This window comes from Armatimonadota bacterium (assembly GCA_039679645.1).
In the GTDB taxonomy this organism is placed as follows: domain Bacteria; phylum Armatimonadota; class UBA5829; order UBA5829; family UBA5829; genus UBA5829.
This window is the reverse complement of the sequence record JBDKUO010000059.1, coordinates 1-17,258: the sequence shown is the minus strand read 5'-3', so window position 1 is coordinate 17,258 and position 17,258 is coordinate 1. Positions and strand designations below refer to the sequence as shown.

20 protein-coding genes are annotated in these 17,258 nt (G+C 50.0%); 3 read left to right on the top strand and 17 right to left on the bottom strand.

The window, feature by feature from the left end:
* Complete coding sequence (locus ABFD83_12080; GenBank protein MEN6357808.1) at nt 1–816, top strand: cysteine peptidase family C39 domain-containing protein; 816 nt, start codon at nt 1–3, stop codon at nt 814–816.
* A gap of 27 nt (nt 817–843) precedes the next feature.
* Here ABFD83_12080 and ABFD83_12075 read toward each other — a convergent pair whose 3' ends face one another.
* The 6 genes from ABFD83_12075 to ABFD83_12050 form a co-directional block, all read right to left on the bottom strand.
* Nucleotides 844–1,260, bottom strand: coding sequence for a hypothetical protein (locus ABFD83_12075; GenBank protein ID MEN6357807.1), 417 nt, complete (start codon nt 1,258–1,260; stop codon nt 844–846).
* Between the two features lie 200 nt (nt 1,261–1,460).
* The gene (trxA, locus tag ABFD83_12070) at nt 1,461–1,784 is read right to left on the bottom strand and encodes a thioredoxin (GenBank protein ID MEN6357806.1); all 324 of its coding nucleotides are present in this window, start codon (nt 1,782–1,784) and stop codon (nt 1,461–1,463) included.
* A 243-nt stretch (nt 1,785–2,027) separates the two neighbouring features.
* Nucleotides 2,028–3,500 carry a glutamate--tRNA ligase gene (gltX, locus tag ABFD83_12065; protein ID MEN6357805.1) on the bottom strand — a complete coding sequence of 491 codons (1,473 nt, stop codon included), beginning with the start codon at nt 3,498–3,500 and terminating at the stop codon, nt 2,028–2,030.
* A gap of 78 nt (nt 3,501–3,578) precedes the next feature.
* Complete coding sequence (locus ABFD83_12060; GenBank protein MEN6357804.1) at nt 3,579–4,478, bottom strand: tetratricopeptide repeat protein; 900 nt, start codon at nt 4,476–4,478, stop codon at nt 3,579–3,581.
* Between the two features lie 136 nt (nt 4,479–4,614).
* Complete coding sequence (locus ABFD83_12055; GenBank protein ID MEN6357803.1) at nt 4,615–4,755, bottom strand: DUF5679 domain-containing protein; 141 nt, start codon at nt 4,753–4,755, stop codon at nt 4,615–4,617.
* A 150-nt stretch (nt 4,756–4,905) separates the two neighbouring features.
* Complete coding sequence (locus tag ABFD83_12050; GenBank protein MEN6357802.1) at nt 4,906–8,235, bottom strand: FG-GAP-like repeat-containing protein; 3,330 nt, start codon at nt 8,233–8,235, stop codon at nt 4,906–4,908.
* A gap of 459 nt (nt 8,236–8,694) precedes the next feature.
* Between ABFD83_12050 and ABFD83_12045 the strand changes: the two genes are divergently transcribed.
* Nucleotides 8,695–8,940 (top strand): hypothetical protein, encoded by a 246-nt coding sequence (locus ABFD83_12045; GenBank protein MEN6357801.1) that lies wholly within the window; start codon nt 8,695–8,697, stop codon nt 8,938–8,940.
* Nucleotides 8,941–8,950: 10 nt separating this feature from the next.
* Nucleotides 8,951–9,328, top strand: coding sequence for a hypothetical protein (locus ABFD83_12040; GenBank protein MEN6357800.1), 378 nt, complete (start codon nt 8,951–8,953; stop codon nt 9,326–9,328).
* 66 nt (nt 9,329–9,394) lie between these two features.
* Here ABFD83_12040 and ispD read toward each other — a convergent pair whose 3' ends face one another.
* The 11 genes from ispD to ABFD83_11985 form a co-directional block, all read right to left on the bottom strand.
* Entirely contained in the window at nt 9,395–10,546 is a 1,152-nt protein-coding gene (gene ispD / locus ABFD83_12035) for a 2-C-methyl-D-erythritol 4-phosphate cytidylyltransferase (GenBank protein ID MEN6357799.1), read from the bottom strand.
* A complete protein-coding gene (locus ABFD83_12030; protein ID MEN6357798.1) occupies nt 10,494–11,684 on the bottom strand; it encodes a TRAM domain-containing protein in 1,191 nt (396 codons plus the stop codon). Before ABFD83_12030 ends, ispD begins: the two co-directional genes overlap by 53 nt.
* 60 nt (nt 11,685–11,744) lie before the next feature.
* Nucleotides 11,745–12,851 (bottom strand): NADH-quinone oxidoreductase subunit D, encoded by a 1,107-nt coding sequence (locus tag ABFD83_12025; GenBank protein ID MEN6357797.1) that lies wholly within the window; start codon nt 12,849–12,851, stop codon nt 11,745–11,747.
* A complete protein-coding gene (locus ABFD83_12020; protein ID MEN6357796.1) occupies nt 12,835–13,278 on the bottom strand; it encodes an NADH-quinone oxidoreductase subunit C in 444 nt (147 codons plus the stop codon). The genes ABFD83_12025 and ABFD83_12020 overlap by 17 nt, the downstream gene beginning before the upstream one ends.
* Nucleotides 13,279–13,288: 10 nt before the next feature.
* The gene (locus ABFD83_12015) at nt 13,289–13,681 is read right to left on the bottom strand and encodes a hypothetical protein (protein MEN6357795.1); all 393 of its coding nucleotides are present in this window, start codon (nt 13,679–13,681) and stop codon (nt 13,289–13,291) included.
* A gap of 20 nt (nt 13,682–13,701) precedes the next feature.
* Entirely contained in the window at nt 13,702–14,037 is a 336-nt protein-coding gene (locus tag ABFD83_12010) for a DUF86 domain-containing protein (GenBank protein ID MEN6357794.1), read from the bottom strand.
* Nucleotides 14,027–14,338, bottom strand: coding sequence for a nucleotidyltransferase domain-containing protein (locus ABFD83_12005; GenBank protein ID MEN6357793.1), 312 nt, complete (start codon nt 14,336–14,338; stop codon nt 14,027–14,029). Before ABFD83_12005 ends, ABFD83_12010 begins: the two co-directional genes overlap by 11 nt.
* A gap of 3 nt (nt 14,339–14,341) precedes the next feature.
* Entirely contained in the window at nt 14,342–14,839 is a 498-nt protein-coding gene (locus ABFD83_12000) for an NADH-quinone oxidoreductase subunit B family protein (GenBank protein MEN6357792.1), read from the bottom strand.
* Complete coding sequence (locus ABFD83_11995) at nt 14,830–15,207, bottom strand: NADH-quinone oxidoreductase subunit A (GenBank protein ID MEN6357791.1); 378 nt, start codon at nt 15,205–15,207, stop codon at nt 14,830–14,832. Before ABFD83_11995 ends, ABFD83_12000 begins: the two co-directional genes overlap by 10 nt.
* Nucleotides 15,208–15,301: 94 nt before the next feature.
* Nucleotides 15,302–16,729 (bottom strand): transglutaminase domain-containing protein, encoded by a 1,428-nt coding sequence (locus tag ABFD83_11990; GenBank protein MEN6357790.1) that lies wholly within the window; start codon nt 16,727–16,729, stop codon nt 15,302–15,304.
* Nucleotides 16,730–16,777: 48 nt separating this feature from the next.
* The coding region (locus tag ABFD83_11985; GenBank protein MEN6357789.1) for a F0F1 ATP synthase subunit epsilon at nt 16,778–17,258 on the bottom strand (481 nt) is incomplete at its 5' end.

The following is a 17,258-nucleotide window of genomic DNA, read 5'->3' as shown; positions in this document are numbered from 1 at the left end:
ATGAGAGCAAACTTCATTCCCGCGTTGCTATTGGGCGCATGCGTATTTGTTTTGTTCAGATGGTGGTATTTTCGCGCCAATTCGCCATTTTCGCGAGCCGTGCTGATTATGCTCTCGCTTGCAATGATGGTTCCATCAGTGCTTTTTGCGAGCAACTATCTTCTCTACATTCCCTATGCCGACTGGTTCTACGAATTCCATGCATTTCCAGGCGCTGAAGTCTCGTCAGGGTTAGTTGGAGCGCTTTCGGGTATAATGTTTGCCTCCGATAAGCTGAGGCCGAACAAGATCAATGGATGTATACTGATCATCTGGAGTGTGGTCTCATTCACGCTTCTATTGACTCCATTCATGAAGCAGCTCTATGATTCTGTAGACTATTCTTCTCTAAAGGATAAGTGGAAAGATGATATCTGTCTGCAGACAAGCGGCTACACATGCGTGCCGGCATGCGCTGCAACCCTGGTGCGTCTTCATGGAGGCAGGATCACCGAGGCCGAGCTTGCGCGCGCGGCGGGTACTATCAGGAGCGGCACTGAGTACTTGTATATGATGCGAGCACTAAGAAAGCGCGGCTACGAATCGACATATAACAGGCTACGCTCGATCAAGGCCGCTCCTGTTCCCAGTATTCTAGGCGTGCATATGGGAAATCTGGGTCATGTGGTAGTGCTGCTTCATAAGGACAAGAATTGCATCGTGATCGGCGAGCCTCTGACCGGCAGGCGCGAATACACCTGGCGTCACTTTAACGACAGCTACAACCCCGACAAGTCATATATTACCATTGAGCGCATTCGACGCAGTAGCCGGTGATTTATTGCCTGACGTTACCAGATGAATCTACATTCCATTTGGCTGCTCGTAGTCATCAGACGGCTGATTTGTATTTGAGCCTGGGCGTGACGGCTGCTGCATCGGCATTGTTGTCGATGGCTTAGTGTTTGACACCGGTGGAGTAACTGCGGGTGGCTTGATCGCCGGCGCAGGTGTTCTGGTCTGATATGTTGTCGGCGCAGGCGCCTCCGGCTTGGCGAAAACCACAAAGTACGCAATCACCAGCACGACAACCACTCCGACTGCCACCATCACAGCGGATATTTTGCGTGATTTTTCTTTTTCTACCGACTTGGCTTCTTTAGCTTTATCGGAAGCGCGCCTGCTTTTAACCTCTTCGGCAGCCTTCTTGACGTCAGCAAGCAGGTCTTCGCCTATTTTATCGAGGTCTACACTCAGATCCAGTCTGTCATCATCCGGCATTGTGACTTATACCTTCCAAATCCCGAGCAGAGCAGACTGCCCGGAGCATTTCTATTCCATGATACCCAAGTTTTCAATTAAGCTCAAGTATTATGTCATTGTTTCTCTTATTAGACGACTTGCGCCTTGCTTTTGCTCCATTGCCATAATATTATCCCTCCAGGTATTCTACCTGGAGGGATAATATTGCGCGTGAGCATTTATAAAAGCGCATCCAGACGTGAGGTAATGTTGCCCTTTGGCTGCAGCCCGACCATCCTGTCGGCAATCTCACCGCCCTTGAAAATCAGCAGCGTTGGTATGCTCGACACGCCGTATTTGCTGGCGATCGCCGCTTCGGTCTGCACGTCCAGTTTAAATATCTTCATTTTTCCCGCATAGTCCGCTGCTATCTCGTCAATCGTAGGTCCCAGAGCCTTGCAAGGACCGCACCACTCCGCCCAGAAATCCACCAATACGGGCATTTCGGACTTAAGAACTTCCTGCTCAAATTTGTCGGCTGTAATAGCCGCTGCTGCTGACATATCCACTACCTCCTATCGTAGTCAAAAAGTTTGAAAGTTAGAAAGTCAAAAAGTTTGAAAGCAAGGAGCCAATCAATAGACTAAAAACGTCTCAAGATAAGTCATTCCGAGCGAAGTCAAGGAATCTGCTTTGAACATGACGCTAGAATAAGCAAGTCCCTCATGACGCTCGAAATGACGAGTATGCCTTCTGCAATTCGTTCTTACGAAGTCGAAAAGCAAAGTCTAGCAGGACCGGGTAATTTAGACTTTTGACTCAAATTCTTTTGCCGCTCTGTTCAGACGCGCGATGCATCTATCTTTGCCTATTACGTGCATCAGCTCAAAGAGACCCGGCCCCCATGTTCGGCCAGTCACAGCCATACGGACAGGGTGGATGATACGCCCGCCTTCAAGGCTGTGCTCTGCTCCGCCCTCGCGGATCGCTGTCCCGATATACTCAACATCCCATGTTTGAACGCCAACCAGCTTTTCACTAACCGACTTCAATGCAGAGGGCACGCCCTCCTTCATCAGATGTTTCTTTGCGCCCTTTTCGTCATACCCGAAATCGTCGACATAGAAGAATGAGACCATATCAACAGCATCCGCCAGCGTAACGAGCCTGTCCTGAATCAGAGCAGTCACGCTCTTTAGATAAGCCATTTCGTCTTCCGTAGGTGGCCCGCTCACATATCCAGCCGCCTGTAGCCTGGGCAATATCATGCTCGCAAGCTCATCAATGCTCATCATTCGAATATATTCGCCGTTGAGGTCGTTGAGCTTGGCAAGGTCAAATATCGCCGGATGATTTACAATACCCTCCAGACTGAATTTTTCAATCAGCTCACTGCGGCTGTAGAGCTTCTTGTCTTCACCTGCGCTCCAACCCATAGTCGCCAGGAAGTTGAGCATCGCATCGGGTAGATATCCCTGCTCTATGTAGTCAATAAATGCTGTGGAGACGCCGCTGCGTTTGGCAAGCCTTTTACCGGATGTATCGAGTATAGAGGTTGAGTGGACCCATGTCGGCTGCTCCCATCCGAGAGCTTCATATAGCTGAACGTGCTTGGGTGCGCTGGAGAGCCACTCTTCACCCCGGATAACGTGTGTGATCTGCATTAGGTGATCGTCTACTACCGAGGCGAAGTGATAGGTCGGAAACCCGTCTGCTTTGATTATGATAAAGTCGTCCTGAAGGGTGTTATCAAACTCGATTCTGCCGCGGACAGTGTCATCAAACTCAGTGCGCCCTTCAAGCTTCATCTTGAACCTGATGACAGGGGTGGGGCACTCTTTTGCATACTCCTCGCGCTCGGCCTCGGTAAGATCGCGGCACCGCCTGTCATAGCCGGTCGGCCTTTTGGCCGCTTCCTGGACCTTGCGCATCTGATCGAGCCTCTCACGCGAGCAGTAGCAGTAATACGCCTTGCCTTCATCTACAAGCTGTTGAGCGTATTTGTGATACAGGTCAAGCCTCTCTGACTGGAAATACGGCCCAAAGTCTCCGCCGACCTCAGGCCCCTCGTCCCACTGCAGCCCCAGCCACCTCAGCCCTGCCATCATCTCCTCAAGGGAGTTTTCGACGTAGCGCGTGCGGTCCGTGTCTTCGACACGAAGTATAAATGTCCCACCAGCATGCTCGGCAAAGAGATAGTCGAATACGGCGGTCCTTATATTACCGATGTGCGGAGAACCTGTCGGGCTCGGCGCAAATCTCACTCTTGGTTTGCTCAAAACGAAATACCTCTCAAAAATAAAACCCGTGGTATTATACCACGGGTCGGTTAAGTCAGTCATTAGTTTTAGCTCGGCCTACAGCCGGTCAAGCCGTTCGCGCGCCTCTAAATTATCCGGGTCTATCTCCAGCACTCTCTTATAGAAAAGAGAAGCTTCATCAGGAATTTTCATCATTTCGCAAGCGATGCCCGCGTTGATGATCGCTGCCGTATAGTTTGGGTTGGTGTCCAGCGCCTTTTGGAACTGATCAAAAGCTCGCTGGGGCTCTGCGCAAGCCATCAAAGCAAGACCATACCAGTTACGTATGTCCGGGTAGTTTTGTTCGAAACTGAGCGCCTGTTCAAAAGCTTCGGCAGCCTCTTTGTATTCACCCATGCGATACAGCTTCTTTCCAACACCGAAGTGGAATGAAATATCATCCACATTAGTGACCAGCATCTCCTTGAAAAGCTCCAGCGCTCTGCGATGGTCGTCTTTCTTATGAGCCGCAAGACCATCGTTATATGTCTGTGTATCATATCGAGGTTCTTGTTCGACTGCATGTGCTATGTGCTCGGCTCCGGCAGCATACTCACCGATCCCATATGCGAGCACACCAAGCATAAGCAGAGCCTTGGCATAGTTCGGGTTAAGTTCCAGGGCGGCCTCAAGCTCGACCATCGCCTCATGGATTGCCCCCGATTCGGCGATTATTTCAGCCAACTGGTAATGTAGATCGGGAAATTTTGGGTTGTGGGCAATTGCTTCTCTCAGATGCTCTTCTGCGCGTGATCGCGCCCCTCGATTGAGATTATCTTCAGCGAGGGCTGCGTGCGCCTGGCCAATATAGAAAGCGGCCAGTTTGGCTTCCGGGCTGCCCTCGACAGCAGCGTCTAACGCTTCCTCGAATGCCGTGATTGCGTCAAGCAGCAAACCCTGGTCATAAAATTCCAGTCCTTTTTGATATGGTTTACTCAGTTCTCGAACTCCCATCATGCCGCAGCTCCCATAGTGTTGGATTGTTACCATCCACTATTATCGGCTGCATCGCACTTTATCTTACCCCAACACGCAAAAAGAGGCGGAACCCATTCGGTCCCGCCAAGGATAAAAAACTTATGGGAAACAGCTATTAGGCCTTACCGATCTTGAACATCTTGGTTCCACAGGTCGGACAAATGCCCTGAGTCGCGGGTTTACCGTTCTTCATCGTGACGGCTTTCGCGTCCTTCATTTCCCTCTTTGCCTTACACTTAACGCAATAAGCTTCCATTTGCCAATCACCTTCCTTCTCTTGGTGCGGAGGGTTTATGTCTGCCCCCCTGGGCTATTTTTCAACGATGACCGCAAGATATCCTTCTATATACCTGCACACACGAATGAAATATTTGGAATTTAGGCTTTTTTTAGTATTTTAGAGGTTTTACAGCTCAACATCGACCCTGACCAAACCAGTCGTTGCAGCAATATCGGTGACCCATTTAATTGCATAGTTCGTGGTCACGACCTTGATTTTGTATGTCTGGTTGGGTTCGAGCTGGCTAATGCAATATGCGCCTACACCCACGGCGTTCGTATCAGTGCTGCCTACGGAGAGAACATAGCTGCGCGCGACTGAAGGACTAGAGTAGGGCACATAAACCGATGAACCATTGTTTTTGTAGATATAAATTTTCGCTTCGGGGATCGGTATTCCGTTGTGACTTATTATGCCCTGAATGGAAGCGTTGACCGGCGCCGGAACACTGGTCGCACATCCCGACCGCCGGTTGTCCCGATGGAATGTCGGCCATGGATAAAGCGAGGCATTTGATGAGTATGACGCATTTGTTTGGAAGAGGTAGATTCCCTGACTTCCTGCCACCAAGATTTCAACCAGCCCATCATTATCTATATCGTCAATTACAGGTGCGCTGTATGCTTTCAATGAAGCAGTGCTTGACTTGATGCAGCATCCCGCCCAAGCAATGGGGCCGGTGTTATTTGCATGGTTTCTACCGTCAGCATAGATGGCGTAGGCAAAACCATCTTCACAGACAGCGACCACATCCGGCTGTCCGTCTCCTGTTACATCACCGACGCTTACCGGTGCGTTGATGGGATGATTTCCTTCCGGGTCGAGACAGACGCCGCCTTCCCAACCCTGAAGCGCCTGTCCAAGATAATTGAATGCATATACATTGCCGGTATCCGAACCGATTATAACGTCCAGCTTGCCGTCACCATCCAGGTCGGCCAATGCCGGCGAAGATTTAGCTGCTTTACTTATATTGATCAGTAGCTGAGAGTTCGTGCTTGATAGCAAAATATGCAAGTTGCCGTCTCCGGCTCCCCAGGCCACGTCATTTTTGCCGTCCCCGTCTATGTCCCCAATGGCCGGAGCCGTCTCGATCTGTCCGCCGCCGGTTTTTGGCCAGTTGTCGAGATAATAGCCGCTGCTTGAAAAGTTACCCCAGGCATCTCCTGGAAAACCGAATAGATTTCCCGGCGAGGTTACAGTCCCTACAACTACGTCGAGAATGCCTTTTTCATCATTATCCATATCTCCCAAAGCACAGGTAGAGCTGTGGATGACGGTGTTGCCGTTACTCGTCAGGTTAAGCCAGAGACACGGCGCATCTGTGTCGGTAGTTGCCGTCCAGTTTCCGGTTGGATTCCATGACCAAACATAACACGACTGATCGCCGCAGACAAATTCCGGGCTTCCATCAAGGTTTATATCGCCGATTGAGCATGCCATATCGAAAAACGAATAGCGTGCGTATGTCGGCCAGCCGGCTATAGGATTTCCATTGTATGAATATGCGTAGATTGCCTTTGGGGTTTCCGTCGGCAGGAATATACACGGTCTGCCTGAACGCTCGCTGTCCATCGGGGAGCATGAAGGACTGGTGTTGCCATAGTTGCTGCTGTCTGTGCGGAACGGACCTTTTGACCAGATCAGGTTTCCATCTGCCTTCAGCGCCGCCAGATATCCTTCGCCCGTCAGCGTCACAACTTCTTTTTTTCCATCCACATCGCCATCCAAATCCACCACCAGAGGATGCGATTGCTTAATCGGCTCGTCATACCATGGTTGGTCCGCGAGTGCAACTACTGACCAGTCTATAGCCGTATATGAGCAATTATTTTCATATTTCACCAATATCTTCGCGGTTCCGGGTTCTGTAATCATCAGATTGGCAGTCGCAATACCACTGCCGTCGGCAAGCACGGTATAGCTTTGAGAGCTGTTTTCCTCGAAGTGTCCTTTATCAGTCATAAAGGTAAGCGGGACATTCGGCAAAACCGCATCGTTTAATTCTACATGTGCAGTGATTGTTGATGAACCGGCGGTATCGATAACATTAGGCGAAGCCGATACACTGACTATTGGCCCAACCAGTTCAATACTTGTTTCAGACGACTGATCTGCTGACGGATACGTTTCCGCTCTAAGCGTTGCCGTGCCCCTGCCGTCTGAGCCTGCCGAAAGATGTGCGTAAAAACATCCTGTGGAATCGGTTGTGCCGATAAACTCGGTTGAGTTCGATTCCGTAAAGATGCCCCTCGTGGTGGTAAGTCGCACCTGCTTTCCTTCCAATCCCTTCCCTTCGCAATCGCGCCGCAAAGCGCATACAAGGGCGGTATCTTCACTGCAAATCGCTATCGAATCCTTATCACTCAAGATTTCGGTGTAAGCGTCGGACGGCTGCAATTCAAAATCTACACCAGTATCACCAATGTTTACTACCCGGGTTGCGGATTTATAGCCATTAGCGCCAGCACACACGTTTGTTCCGCCCGACGGAATATTCCTGAGTGTAAACGGGGTCCATTGATCAGTCACATTGTTTAAGATGATGCTGTTATTCTCTGAATATACGCGGACAGACCTGCCGGTTTGCTCTCCAACAAGTCGAACCCGTCCGGTGACCGGTGCATAGCTGGGAGTTGTGGATGAAGAATCAGGGGGAGCCAGATCGGCATCTTCTGTGGTTAACACACAGGGAATATAAAACTCATCATTCGTAACATTTGAGTCAGGATCGCACAATTTAGTGCTGAGAACTCCATTAGCGCACATTGTTTGTCCCACGTCCAGTGTATTGTTCGTGTATATTCTTATACCCGCGGCATTGATGTCACTGCCGTCGAACTTGCCCCAACCGTCGTCAATATAACAGAAGACATTAGCATTTTCATCGTAAGTGCTTCCCTGTGTTGTTTTTCCCCACAGTCTAATATACAGGCCATTAGGAACGAGGCCGGTCATTCTCGGACCGAAGGGCTCCTTGTATTTCACAGGCCACCCCATAATGGCGGCCGTATTCATACCTATGGGGTGTATCATTACAGATGAGCTGTAGTCGACTTCAGGGTCGCCCTCCGCTATAATGACTCGTTCGTTGTTTCTGGTGGACATGTGACCTGAAAAAGTTACGAGGTTGCCTCTTTTGAGCGTTGCCGGGACGTAATGACCTGAACTCATTACTACCTTAATGCCGGCTGACCTGTCAGGTTCTTCTATGTAGAAGATATCGCTCGTAATGCAGGAAACAATCTTCTGATTCAAGTAAACGTATGCGCCATCAGGCAATCTTTTGATGTTGGCCAGCACTGTTGAGTATTTGCCTGTGGAAAAAATGGTGGATGCGGAGGCGTTTTGTCCTATCGAGCTGCCGCACGCAAATAACAAGACGCATACAGCCGCTGACAATTGTAGTAGTGTACGTACAAGAAATGTTGCAACGCCCAACCGCAGAGTTCTCATGGAACTCCCCCTTTTCCACCCTGGGCGACTGTGAGAGTGCTTTCGCACTCAAGACATTTGGAAAGCCCTGCCAGAAGCTCATCCTTTTGTCGCCTTTGTGATATTTTGGTGCTGCAAGTCCATGGCGGACCCATATCACGTGTGGAAAATCAAGTAGAAGTGGTTCAGCCAATTATTCTTCTGTCATTAACCATACCACACTTGATTCTCAAAGTCAACACAATCTCTCCCAATTTGCATTGGGTAGCCTGCCATCTTTTTTCTGCACCTGTTTCTATGAGTGTATAGACGCTCGAAATGTTCCCGCGTTTCATTATTTCTTCCATAGAATTATTCCTTAGTATGTGCTTGTTTCGATGTTGCAAACTATACTTTAAGTTCTCTTGTCGTCTCGTTTACATTACCTGGCGCGTGGGTAACCCTTCTTTGGGCGTCTTCAACTTGAGAGAGGTGATAAAAATGCGGGAACCCAGCCGCTTGTTATTGACCAAAACCGGGCAGGAATCTCCGAGCAAAGAGTTTGAGGAGTTTCCTCTGCCTGTGGCTGAGGACTGGGAGAGCCTGGTCCAGAGAGCCGACAAGATGACGGATGTGATCGATAGACATCTCGATTTTGAATCAAAGTTGCAAGGCCGGGAGCTAAGGCCCAACACGCTGTGCCCCGAGCAGAAGGTAAGTATGGTGAGTGATCTCACTGCGCTCTGAGGTAAAATCAGTGAAGAAGCTATTTCCCGAAACGCCGGATGTGCCTCAGACTCAGGCGAATCGTGCCGCCAGGATAATTGAAAAGCACATGAGGATGCATCGTGTAGAGAAGGCAAAAGACCTTCCTGAGGAAGCGCGGATCAGATTATATCGCGACCTCAGGTTCCTCTTTGACGGAGGTGAGCAGCCTCCGGTCGTGGGAGGCAGATTCTGTATACGCAGCTTTTTCTCACGTATATGGGAAAAGCTGGAGGATTTCCTCAGTGCATATGAGGCAGATCGCAGCGATACGGTTAATTTACTGGCTTGGGTCTCTATTGGAGAATCGGCGAGACTGGCGCTGGTGACTATGTGTTGTCCTCCCAGAGTCGGTAGAGAGTCAGGCTGAATTGAAGTGAGAGTTGGACCGGGTGTTCGCGATATGAGCCCGGTCATTATTTTGTCTATTATTGGATCAGAGTCTGTGCAGTGCCGCTATTGCCTGGCAGGCAATACCTTCGCCTCTGCCGGTATATCCCAGTTTCTCAGTTGTAGTGCCTTTTATGCTTACGCAGCATGGCTTTATTTCCAGGCAGCCTGCTATGTTCCCGACCATTTCTCTTACATACGGAGCAATTTTTGGGTGTTCACAGATGACTACCGCATCGATGTTACTAATATGCCAGCCATCTTTTGCAATGAGCTTGCCGACATGCGCAAGCAGTTTGATGCTGGAAATGCCTTTGTACGCCGCATCCGAGTCCGGAAAGTGCCTGCCGATGTCGCCGAGAGCAGCCGCACCCAGCAGAGCGTCCATTATTGCGTGAACCAGCACATCCGCATCCGAGTGGCCCATCAAGCCTTTCTCGTATGGTATATCGACTCCGCCCAAGATCAGCTTTCGGCCTTGGGCAAGCGCATGCACATCAAAGCCGATCCCAGTCCTGTGAACGCCTCCGCCAAGTTTCATTGACGCCAATTCTATATCGGATGGAGTCGTGATCTTGATGTTGTCATACGATCCCTGCACTATGGTCACTTTTTCTCCCAGTCTCTCAACCAGCGTCGAGTCATCCGTAGCATAAAAGCCGTCGGCGTACGCCTTCTCATAGGCTCTGCGAATAAGATCGGTCCTGAATGTCTGAGGTGTCTGTATGGAGTAGAGGTTGGAGCGATCAATTGTATCCGAAACGATATGCTCAGATGTTGCCGACTTTATCGTATCAATCACAGGCACGGCGGCAATGCATGCCCCCGACCTTTTCGCCTCATCAATAGATCGCACGATAATATCGCATGTAACCATAGGTCTGGCTGCATCGTGTATGACGACAATCTCCGAGCCGACCTTTTCAAGCCCCAGATAAACAGAGTCCTGCCGCTCTTTTCCACCTGCGACAATATGCGCGACCTTGCTAAAACCGAAGCGGTCGACTAACTCGCCGACCGCCTCGATCTCATCTTTACCTGTTACTATTATAATTTCACCGATGGCTTCGCACGAATCAAAGACCGATAGGGTATGCGCGAGAACGGGTCTGCCTGCTATTTCGGCAAACACTTTATTTATGCCCCTACCGAATCTTTCTCCTCGTCCTGCCGCCGGTATAAGAGCGCATGCCTTCATCAATCGCATCGTTTTCCTGATCCGAGTTTTCCTTGCTCTTTCCAAAGATCATCTTTCCCTGCACGGTCTGCAAAACACTCGTTACGGCCACATCCAGGGTTTCGCCGATCAGCTTTCTGCCGCCCTCGACCACGATCATAGTGCCGTCGTCGAGATACCCGATTCCCTGGTCCTTCTCTTTACCCTCGCGGATAATGGTAACGCGCATCTCTTCACCGGGCAGCACGACCGGTTTAAGCGCATTGGCGAGTTCATTTATGTTCAATACATCCACGCCCTGCAGCTCAGCCACACGATTGAGATTGTAGTCATTTGTGACTATTGCTCCGTGCACTTCACGAGCCGCCACGACCAGCCTCGCGTCCACTTCATCATTCGGATCGACAGATGAGAACTCCGGTATTTGCAGTTCCATCTCTTTTTGCATCTGGTTCAGGATATCCAGGCCTCTTCTACCCCTTGCACGCTTGAGCGAGTCACTTGAGTCGGCTATTTGTTGAAGCTCCTCAAGCACGAATTTTGGGATATATACCGGTCCTTCTACAAAACCAGCACGTGCTATATCCGCGATCCGCCCATCTATTATTACGTTGGTATCGAGTATTTTTGGGTGGCTGTTTATGTGCAGACTCCCCTTGGAGGACGGCATGGAGCCGGGAAAGTAGAACCTGACCTGTTCCATCAGGCTGACAAGCGCCACCATAGACATATAACATAACGAGACGGCGATTATAATGTTGACCCATGACGGTATGGGAAGAATGCTGCGCAGAAGTAATGTTAGTAAAAGACCTAATACAAGACCGGAGACCGCCCCGATCTTTTCCTGAGGAGCCATGATATCCCACTTGGACTTTGTGCCCTTGATCTGCAAAAATGCAAATCGTTCGAGCGCGAAGCCAAGCAGCGCTCCGGCAACAATGAATACTCCATACAGGCGCCATTTTTCCCCCGAGCTCAATGCTACAGGATTTATGGGAATAAAACCCAGGAACTTGAGGGCTTCACTGCTTGGTCCCTTAAGATAAGCATCGAACCTCTGAAGCGTCTGATAAGCAAGAGCATGGCCTATGACTCCACCTATGATGACAAATGCTAGAGTGAATAATGGTCTGATCCGCCTGCTGCTGATTGCCATTCATATCACCTCCTTTCTACAAATAAATATAAAATACAAAATCTAAAATACTAAATTATTTTATCTGTCGACTTCACCCATCACAATATCAATGCTGCCGACGACAGCTACGATATCGGCTATTTTCCAGCCTTTTACCATCTCATTTACGGCTCCCAGGTTGATAAAAGACGGGGCGCGCCATTTGAGCCTGTATGGCTTATCGGAGCCGTCACTCACCAGATATACCCCAACGTCTCCTCTTGCAGATTCGATGTGGAAGTATACCTCTCCTGCCGGGACTTTTTGTTTGAGCGGAGTTTTGTAATTGAGTTCGCCCTCAGGGATCATATCCAAAGCCTGTTCTATAATATTCAAACTCTGCCTGATCTCGTCGAGACGACACAGATAACGCGCCAGGCTGTCGCCTTCAGTGCGAGTGACGACCTGCCAGTCCAGTTTATCATATATACAGTAAGGATCGGCTCTTCGCACATCGTATGCTACCCCCGACGCCCGCAGGCTCGGGCCGCTCATGGAGTAGTTGATCGCTTCTTCGGCTGAGATAATTCCAACATTATGCATGCGCGCCTTAAAGATCTGGTTGTTAGTCAGCAGATCATCATACTCAACAAGCTTCTCGCGCTGCTTCTTGACGTAGGCCTTGCACTTCTCATAAAATCCGGCCGGCAGGTCTTTGGAGACTCCGCCGGGTCTGAAATAGTTATATGTCAGCCTTGCTCCGCATGTCATTTCAAAGAGGTCGAGTATATCCTCACGCTCTCGCATGCCGTATATGAATGGTGTTGTCGCTCCCAAGTCAAGCCCCATCGATCCGTAGAAGATCAGGTGGCTTGCGATCCTGTTAAGCTCCATCATGATCACGCGGATATATTGAGCGCGCTCGGGGACCTCGATGGCTGCGAGCCTTTCAACCGCACCGACATACGCCATATTGCCGAGCATAGATGCCAGATAATCGAGCCTGTCGGTGATCGGAATAAACTGTATATACTGCCGCATCTCGGCAAGTTTTTCTATTCCTCTGTGCAGATACCCTACGTCCGGGTGACACTCCACCACTACTTCGCCGTCCAGCTTGGTTGCCAGCCTTAGGACTCCATGCGTGCTCGGGTGCTGCGGACCCATATTTAGTTCGAGTAGTTCGGTTTTAATCCTCGATGACATAATCTTTCCTTAATGGATAACCCTGCCAGTCTTCCGGCAGCAGAATTCGGCGAAGGTCCGGGTGAGATGTGAATACTACCCCCATCAGATCGTAGACTTCGCGCTCCTGAAAGTTCGCTCCCTTCCAGATGCCTGTTACGGACCCGACGGCCGGTTCGTTCCTGTCCAGATCGACCCTCAGCGCAAGTTTTGTGTTGCTTGCCAGAGCCGTCAACTGATAGACCACTTCGATTCGGTCCTGCCAGTCGATAGCCGTGATATCAGCCAGGTAATCCAGCGGCGTCTGGTCGAGCGAATGGAGCATCTCGCACACCCCAAAAAGAGCCTCCGGCTTGATCTTGATATTGAGCGTCCCGAAGACGTCTTTACTCTCTAAGACGGCATCGGGGAAGCTATCTCTTATTGTTTTTTCTATAATTTCAGACATAATATTTTTCTCAGTTAGTTTGTGATCTCTGTCGATGCGTAATGCACATTTTGACTAACGCAATTATAATTAGCACGCCCCAAGATACAACTAGCGTGCCACCCATAATAATGGGTATAAATTGCTTTTCTTCTGAATGTATTCCTCTGCCAAGCCAATCAAAGCCAGCACCAGCCCAGAAAAAAGGCACCCCGAGTTTCCAGAGCTTGGTGAATAGCAATATTCCACTCGTTATAAATGCAATGCCCGCTGTAATACTCAGCGAACCCAAGTCATCATATCCAGATACAGATATCCATATGCCGAGTGCCAAAGCGATCAGGGCGAATAATATACGCACTGAACGGTAACGGCCTACCAGAAAGAAATAGTTGTCATGATCAACTGGATTTTGTGTGCTCATGGGCTACCAACAAATTCGAGCTAGTCTTTAGGTACCAATGGCTCTATCAGCATGATAAGAGTTGGGATATCGTTTGTAATCGTGTCCCACACTTTTTCAACGTCTACTCTGAAATAATGATGGATCAGCCGATTGCGCATACCGACAATTTCCCGCCATGGTATTTCTGTATGCACATCTTTTGTGTTTTGCGATATGCTTCTTGCAGCCTCTCCTATGATTTCCAGCAACCGCATTACAGCATTCTGGAGAACCTCATCTGCGTCGAAATGCTCACGTGCCACACCGTCAGTGAACTTGACAATCTTGCGCGCTGCCACAACAATATCCAGCAGATATGCATCATCACGCCACATAAACATCTTCCATATTGTTAAGTATATGCTTGCGGCGGATGTAGTTCTCGCTGCGCTCTACATCCTCGCGCTCAACCAGGTCTACCTCACGTCCAAGAATCGTGCTCAGATCGTCCTGCATGCGCACCATATCAAACAGGTTGTAACGCGCCTCCGGTGCGAATTTGACAAGCACGTCCACATCGCTTTCAGGACGAAAATCATCTCTGAGAACTGATCCAAATAGCGCCAGTTCCGTGATACTCCATCGCTTGCAGAATTCGACAAGCTTTTCATGATCAATTGAGATTCGTGCACTCATATATTACTTCCGCCCCACTTCAGCTCTCATCTTCTCTTTGAGCTGAGCGACTGCATACATAATGGCTTCAGGTCTCGGCGGGCAACCGGGAACATAGACGTCCACCGGGATGATCTTGTCCACACCTTTGACGACCGCGTAAGAGTCAGCGAACGGCCCACCCGCATTGGCACAGCTTCCGGTGGCGATCACGTATCTCGGTTCAGCCATCTGCTCGTAGAGCCTTTTTACTCGTGGGGCCATCTTCTTGGTGACTGTTCCCGCCACTATCATAAGATCGCTCTGGCGCGGTGTCGAGCGGAACATCATTCCGAACCGGTCGAGGTCATATCTGGCCGCGCCTGCGGCCATCAGCATCTCGATAGCGCAGCACGCCAAGCCGAACGCAAAATACCACAGTGAGGACTCCCGCCCCCACTCAAAGACTTTATCCACAGTCGTGGTTATGATCGCCCCGCCGGGCACTCTTTCTAGATAATCAAACGGGCGGTCTACTTCCATTCCAAAACACCTTTCTTATACGCCCAAATAAGGCCCACCGCGAGCACCGCGACAAATATCACCATATCTACCAGGCCAAGGACGGCCAGCGCATGGTTTTTGCTGAAGTCCAGCATTTTTGCCGCCCACGGAAAGAGAAATACGGCTTCCACGTCAAATATCAGGAAAACGAGCGCATAGATGTAATACCCTACCCGAAACTGCACCCACGCGGGGCCTATCGGCTCCTCGCCGCACTCGTAGGTTTTGAGTTTTTCATCTGACGGCCTGTATGGCCTGAAAAACCATGCCGCGATCAGCGTGATCGCAACAAACGCAATACCGACTATTAGAAAAATTGCTACCGCAAGAAAATCTTTAGCAAGCAAAATGTCCTCCGGACGAGTTGAAAAGTTATAATGTCAAAAGGTCAAAAGTTGGAATAGCCCCTCCCGAGCTTTTCGACTTTTAGACTCTATGACTCTATTTAATTTCCGCTTTCAAGCTGCCGATCACCTTCGCCAAACCGAACATAGTCGGCGCGTCGCCTTCAGCCAGCTTGACGTGTGTGGCGTCCACAAAATCCGTAGGCAGCGTAGAGTCAAATGGAACCCACTCGCCCACATAACACTCGGTCCACACGTGATAGTAGAAAGCGTTATCGGTGTAGAGCAGCCCTGCGACAATCCGAGACGGAATTCCGGCCGCGCGAGCAAGAGCCGCAAACAGAATTCCATAGTCCCTGCACACACCTCTCTTAGATTTTAACACATCGGAGGCCGAACGCGTAATCCCTATAGTTTTGTCCACGCTCATATTGGCGTATATCCAATCGCGGATTTTCGTGCATGCCTTGTAAGCGTTAGTCTCCGTGCCGACAATACTGTGCGCCTGCTCTCGTAGTGCGGACGTGTCCCAATCCAGATATGCAGTGCTTGCCAACTCGTCTGCAAATTCCTTGTTATCAACCGGCAGCGTTATAGACTTGCCCGAATCGAAATCCGATGCTTTAATACAGACTCGCACCTTCTTTGATTCCTCGTCAATTGAAGCAGCTTTCTGCCGATTGTCGCTCATGGCCATCTGCTTGTCCAGGCCGGTAAATACGATATCCAGATTCTTAAGATTACGGGGGTCGGCAATCTCTTTATCCGGCTTTACACTGGTGAGGACCGCGAAGTCTTCGGATGCAGCCGATTCAAGACCCGATGTTGCCTCATCTTCGGTCTGCTTTATCATCCGGATTCCCATCACAGCCTGAAGCTGGATACAATCGCCGTCCTTGTCCTGCCAGATTGTCATATCGCCCATACCCGTTGTATTTGTCAGGACGACCGTGTCGTATTCTTTGCCTCCGACTGTGATCTTTTCTCTTCGCTCGACTTTGATATTAAGGTCCTCGATCGCGAGTGTGAGGGGATTGAAGTAATGCAGCGTATATTCGTTTCCCACTTCCAGCTTGGCATCCGGCATCACGAACATTGCGTCGCCTACAAGGCTGATACCCTTGGGGATCGGCACACTTTGATTTGATACACCGCTTCCTGCCGATACCACACAATCGATAGAATCTTTGTTGTATATTGCTCGAATAGTAGTGGTCTTGCCGCCGCTTGACACTGAGAAGTCTTCACGAAGCGGAGCGTATTTGGTGTCTGTGTAGACTACGGTGGTTACAAGTTGTGTGAGGTCCGCTCCGAGGATAGTGAGACGGTTATTGAGGACACTTGCTATCCGATAGCCCTTGGTCCCTTCAAAGACGGCGTCGTCAATCTTGTAAGACATATAGCCGATCTTTTTATCACCCACATACGAGCCCATCCAGGTCTCATATGGGATATCGAATGCGCCGGCTCGTGCGGCAATAGTGATGAGCATAATCGTAAGGACAACAACGGCTCTGCGTCGCATAGCGCCTCCTGATATGATAGCTAAACTTACACTATCATACCACAAAGACTATACATGCCGTTCCGCTATTTTGACTCTATTGAGAGCCCTCATAAGCGCAGCCTGGGCGCGGTCCATATCGATGTCGGCTTCGTGCGCGGCGATCCTCTGCTCAGCCCTTTGAGCGGCTTGCTTGGCCCTGTCGAGGTCGATCTCGCTCACAAGTTCCGCGCTGTCCGATAGGACGGTGACTTTGTTGTCCAGCACTTCCACAAACCCGCCGCAGATTGCCATCGCATCGTTAGTGTCGTCCGCTCTGCGAAAATCGAGTTCACCGCAGCCCAGAGCAGTCATCAGGGGCGCATGGTTTGCCAGCACTCCCAGATATCCTTCGATACCCGGCAGCGTCACCGATACGATCTTGTCGTCGGAAAGGACCTTGCGGTCCGGTGTTATCACTTCAAGTTTGAATGTTCGTTCTGCCATAGTTCTAAAGCCCTGTCTTACTGAGGGTTTCACCCTCAGACTCCCACCAGAGGCTTTGCCTCTG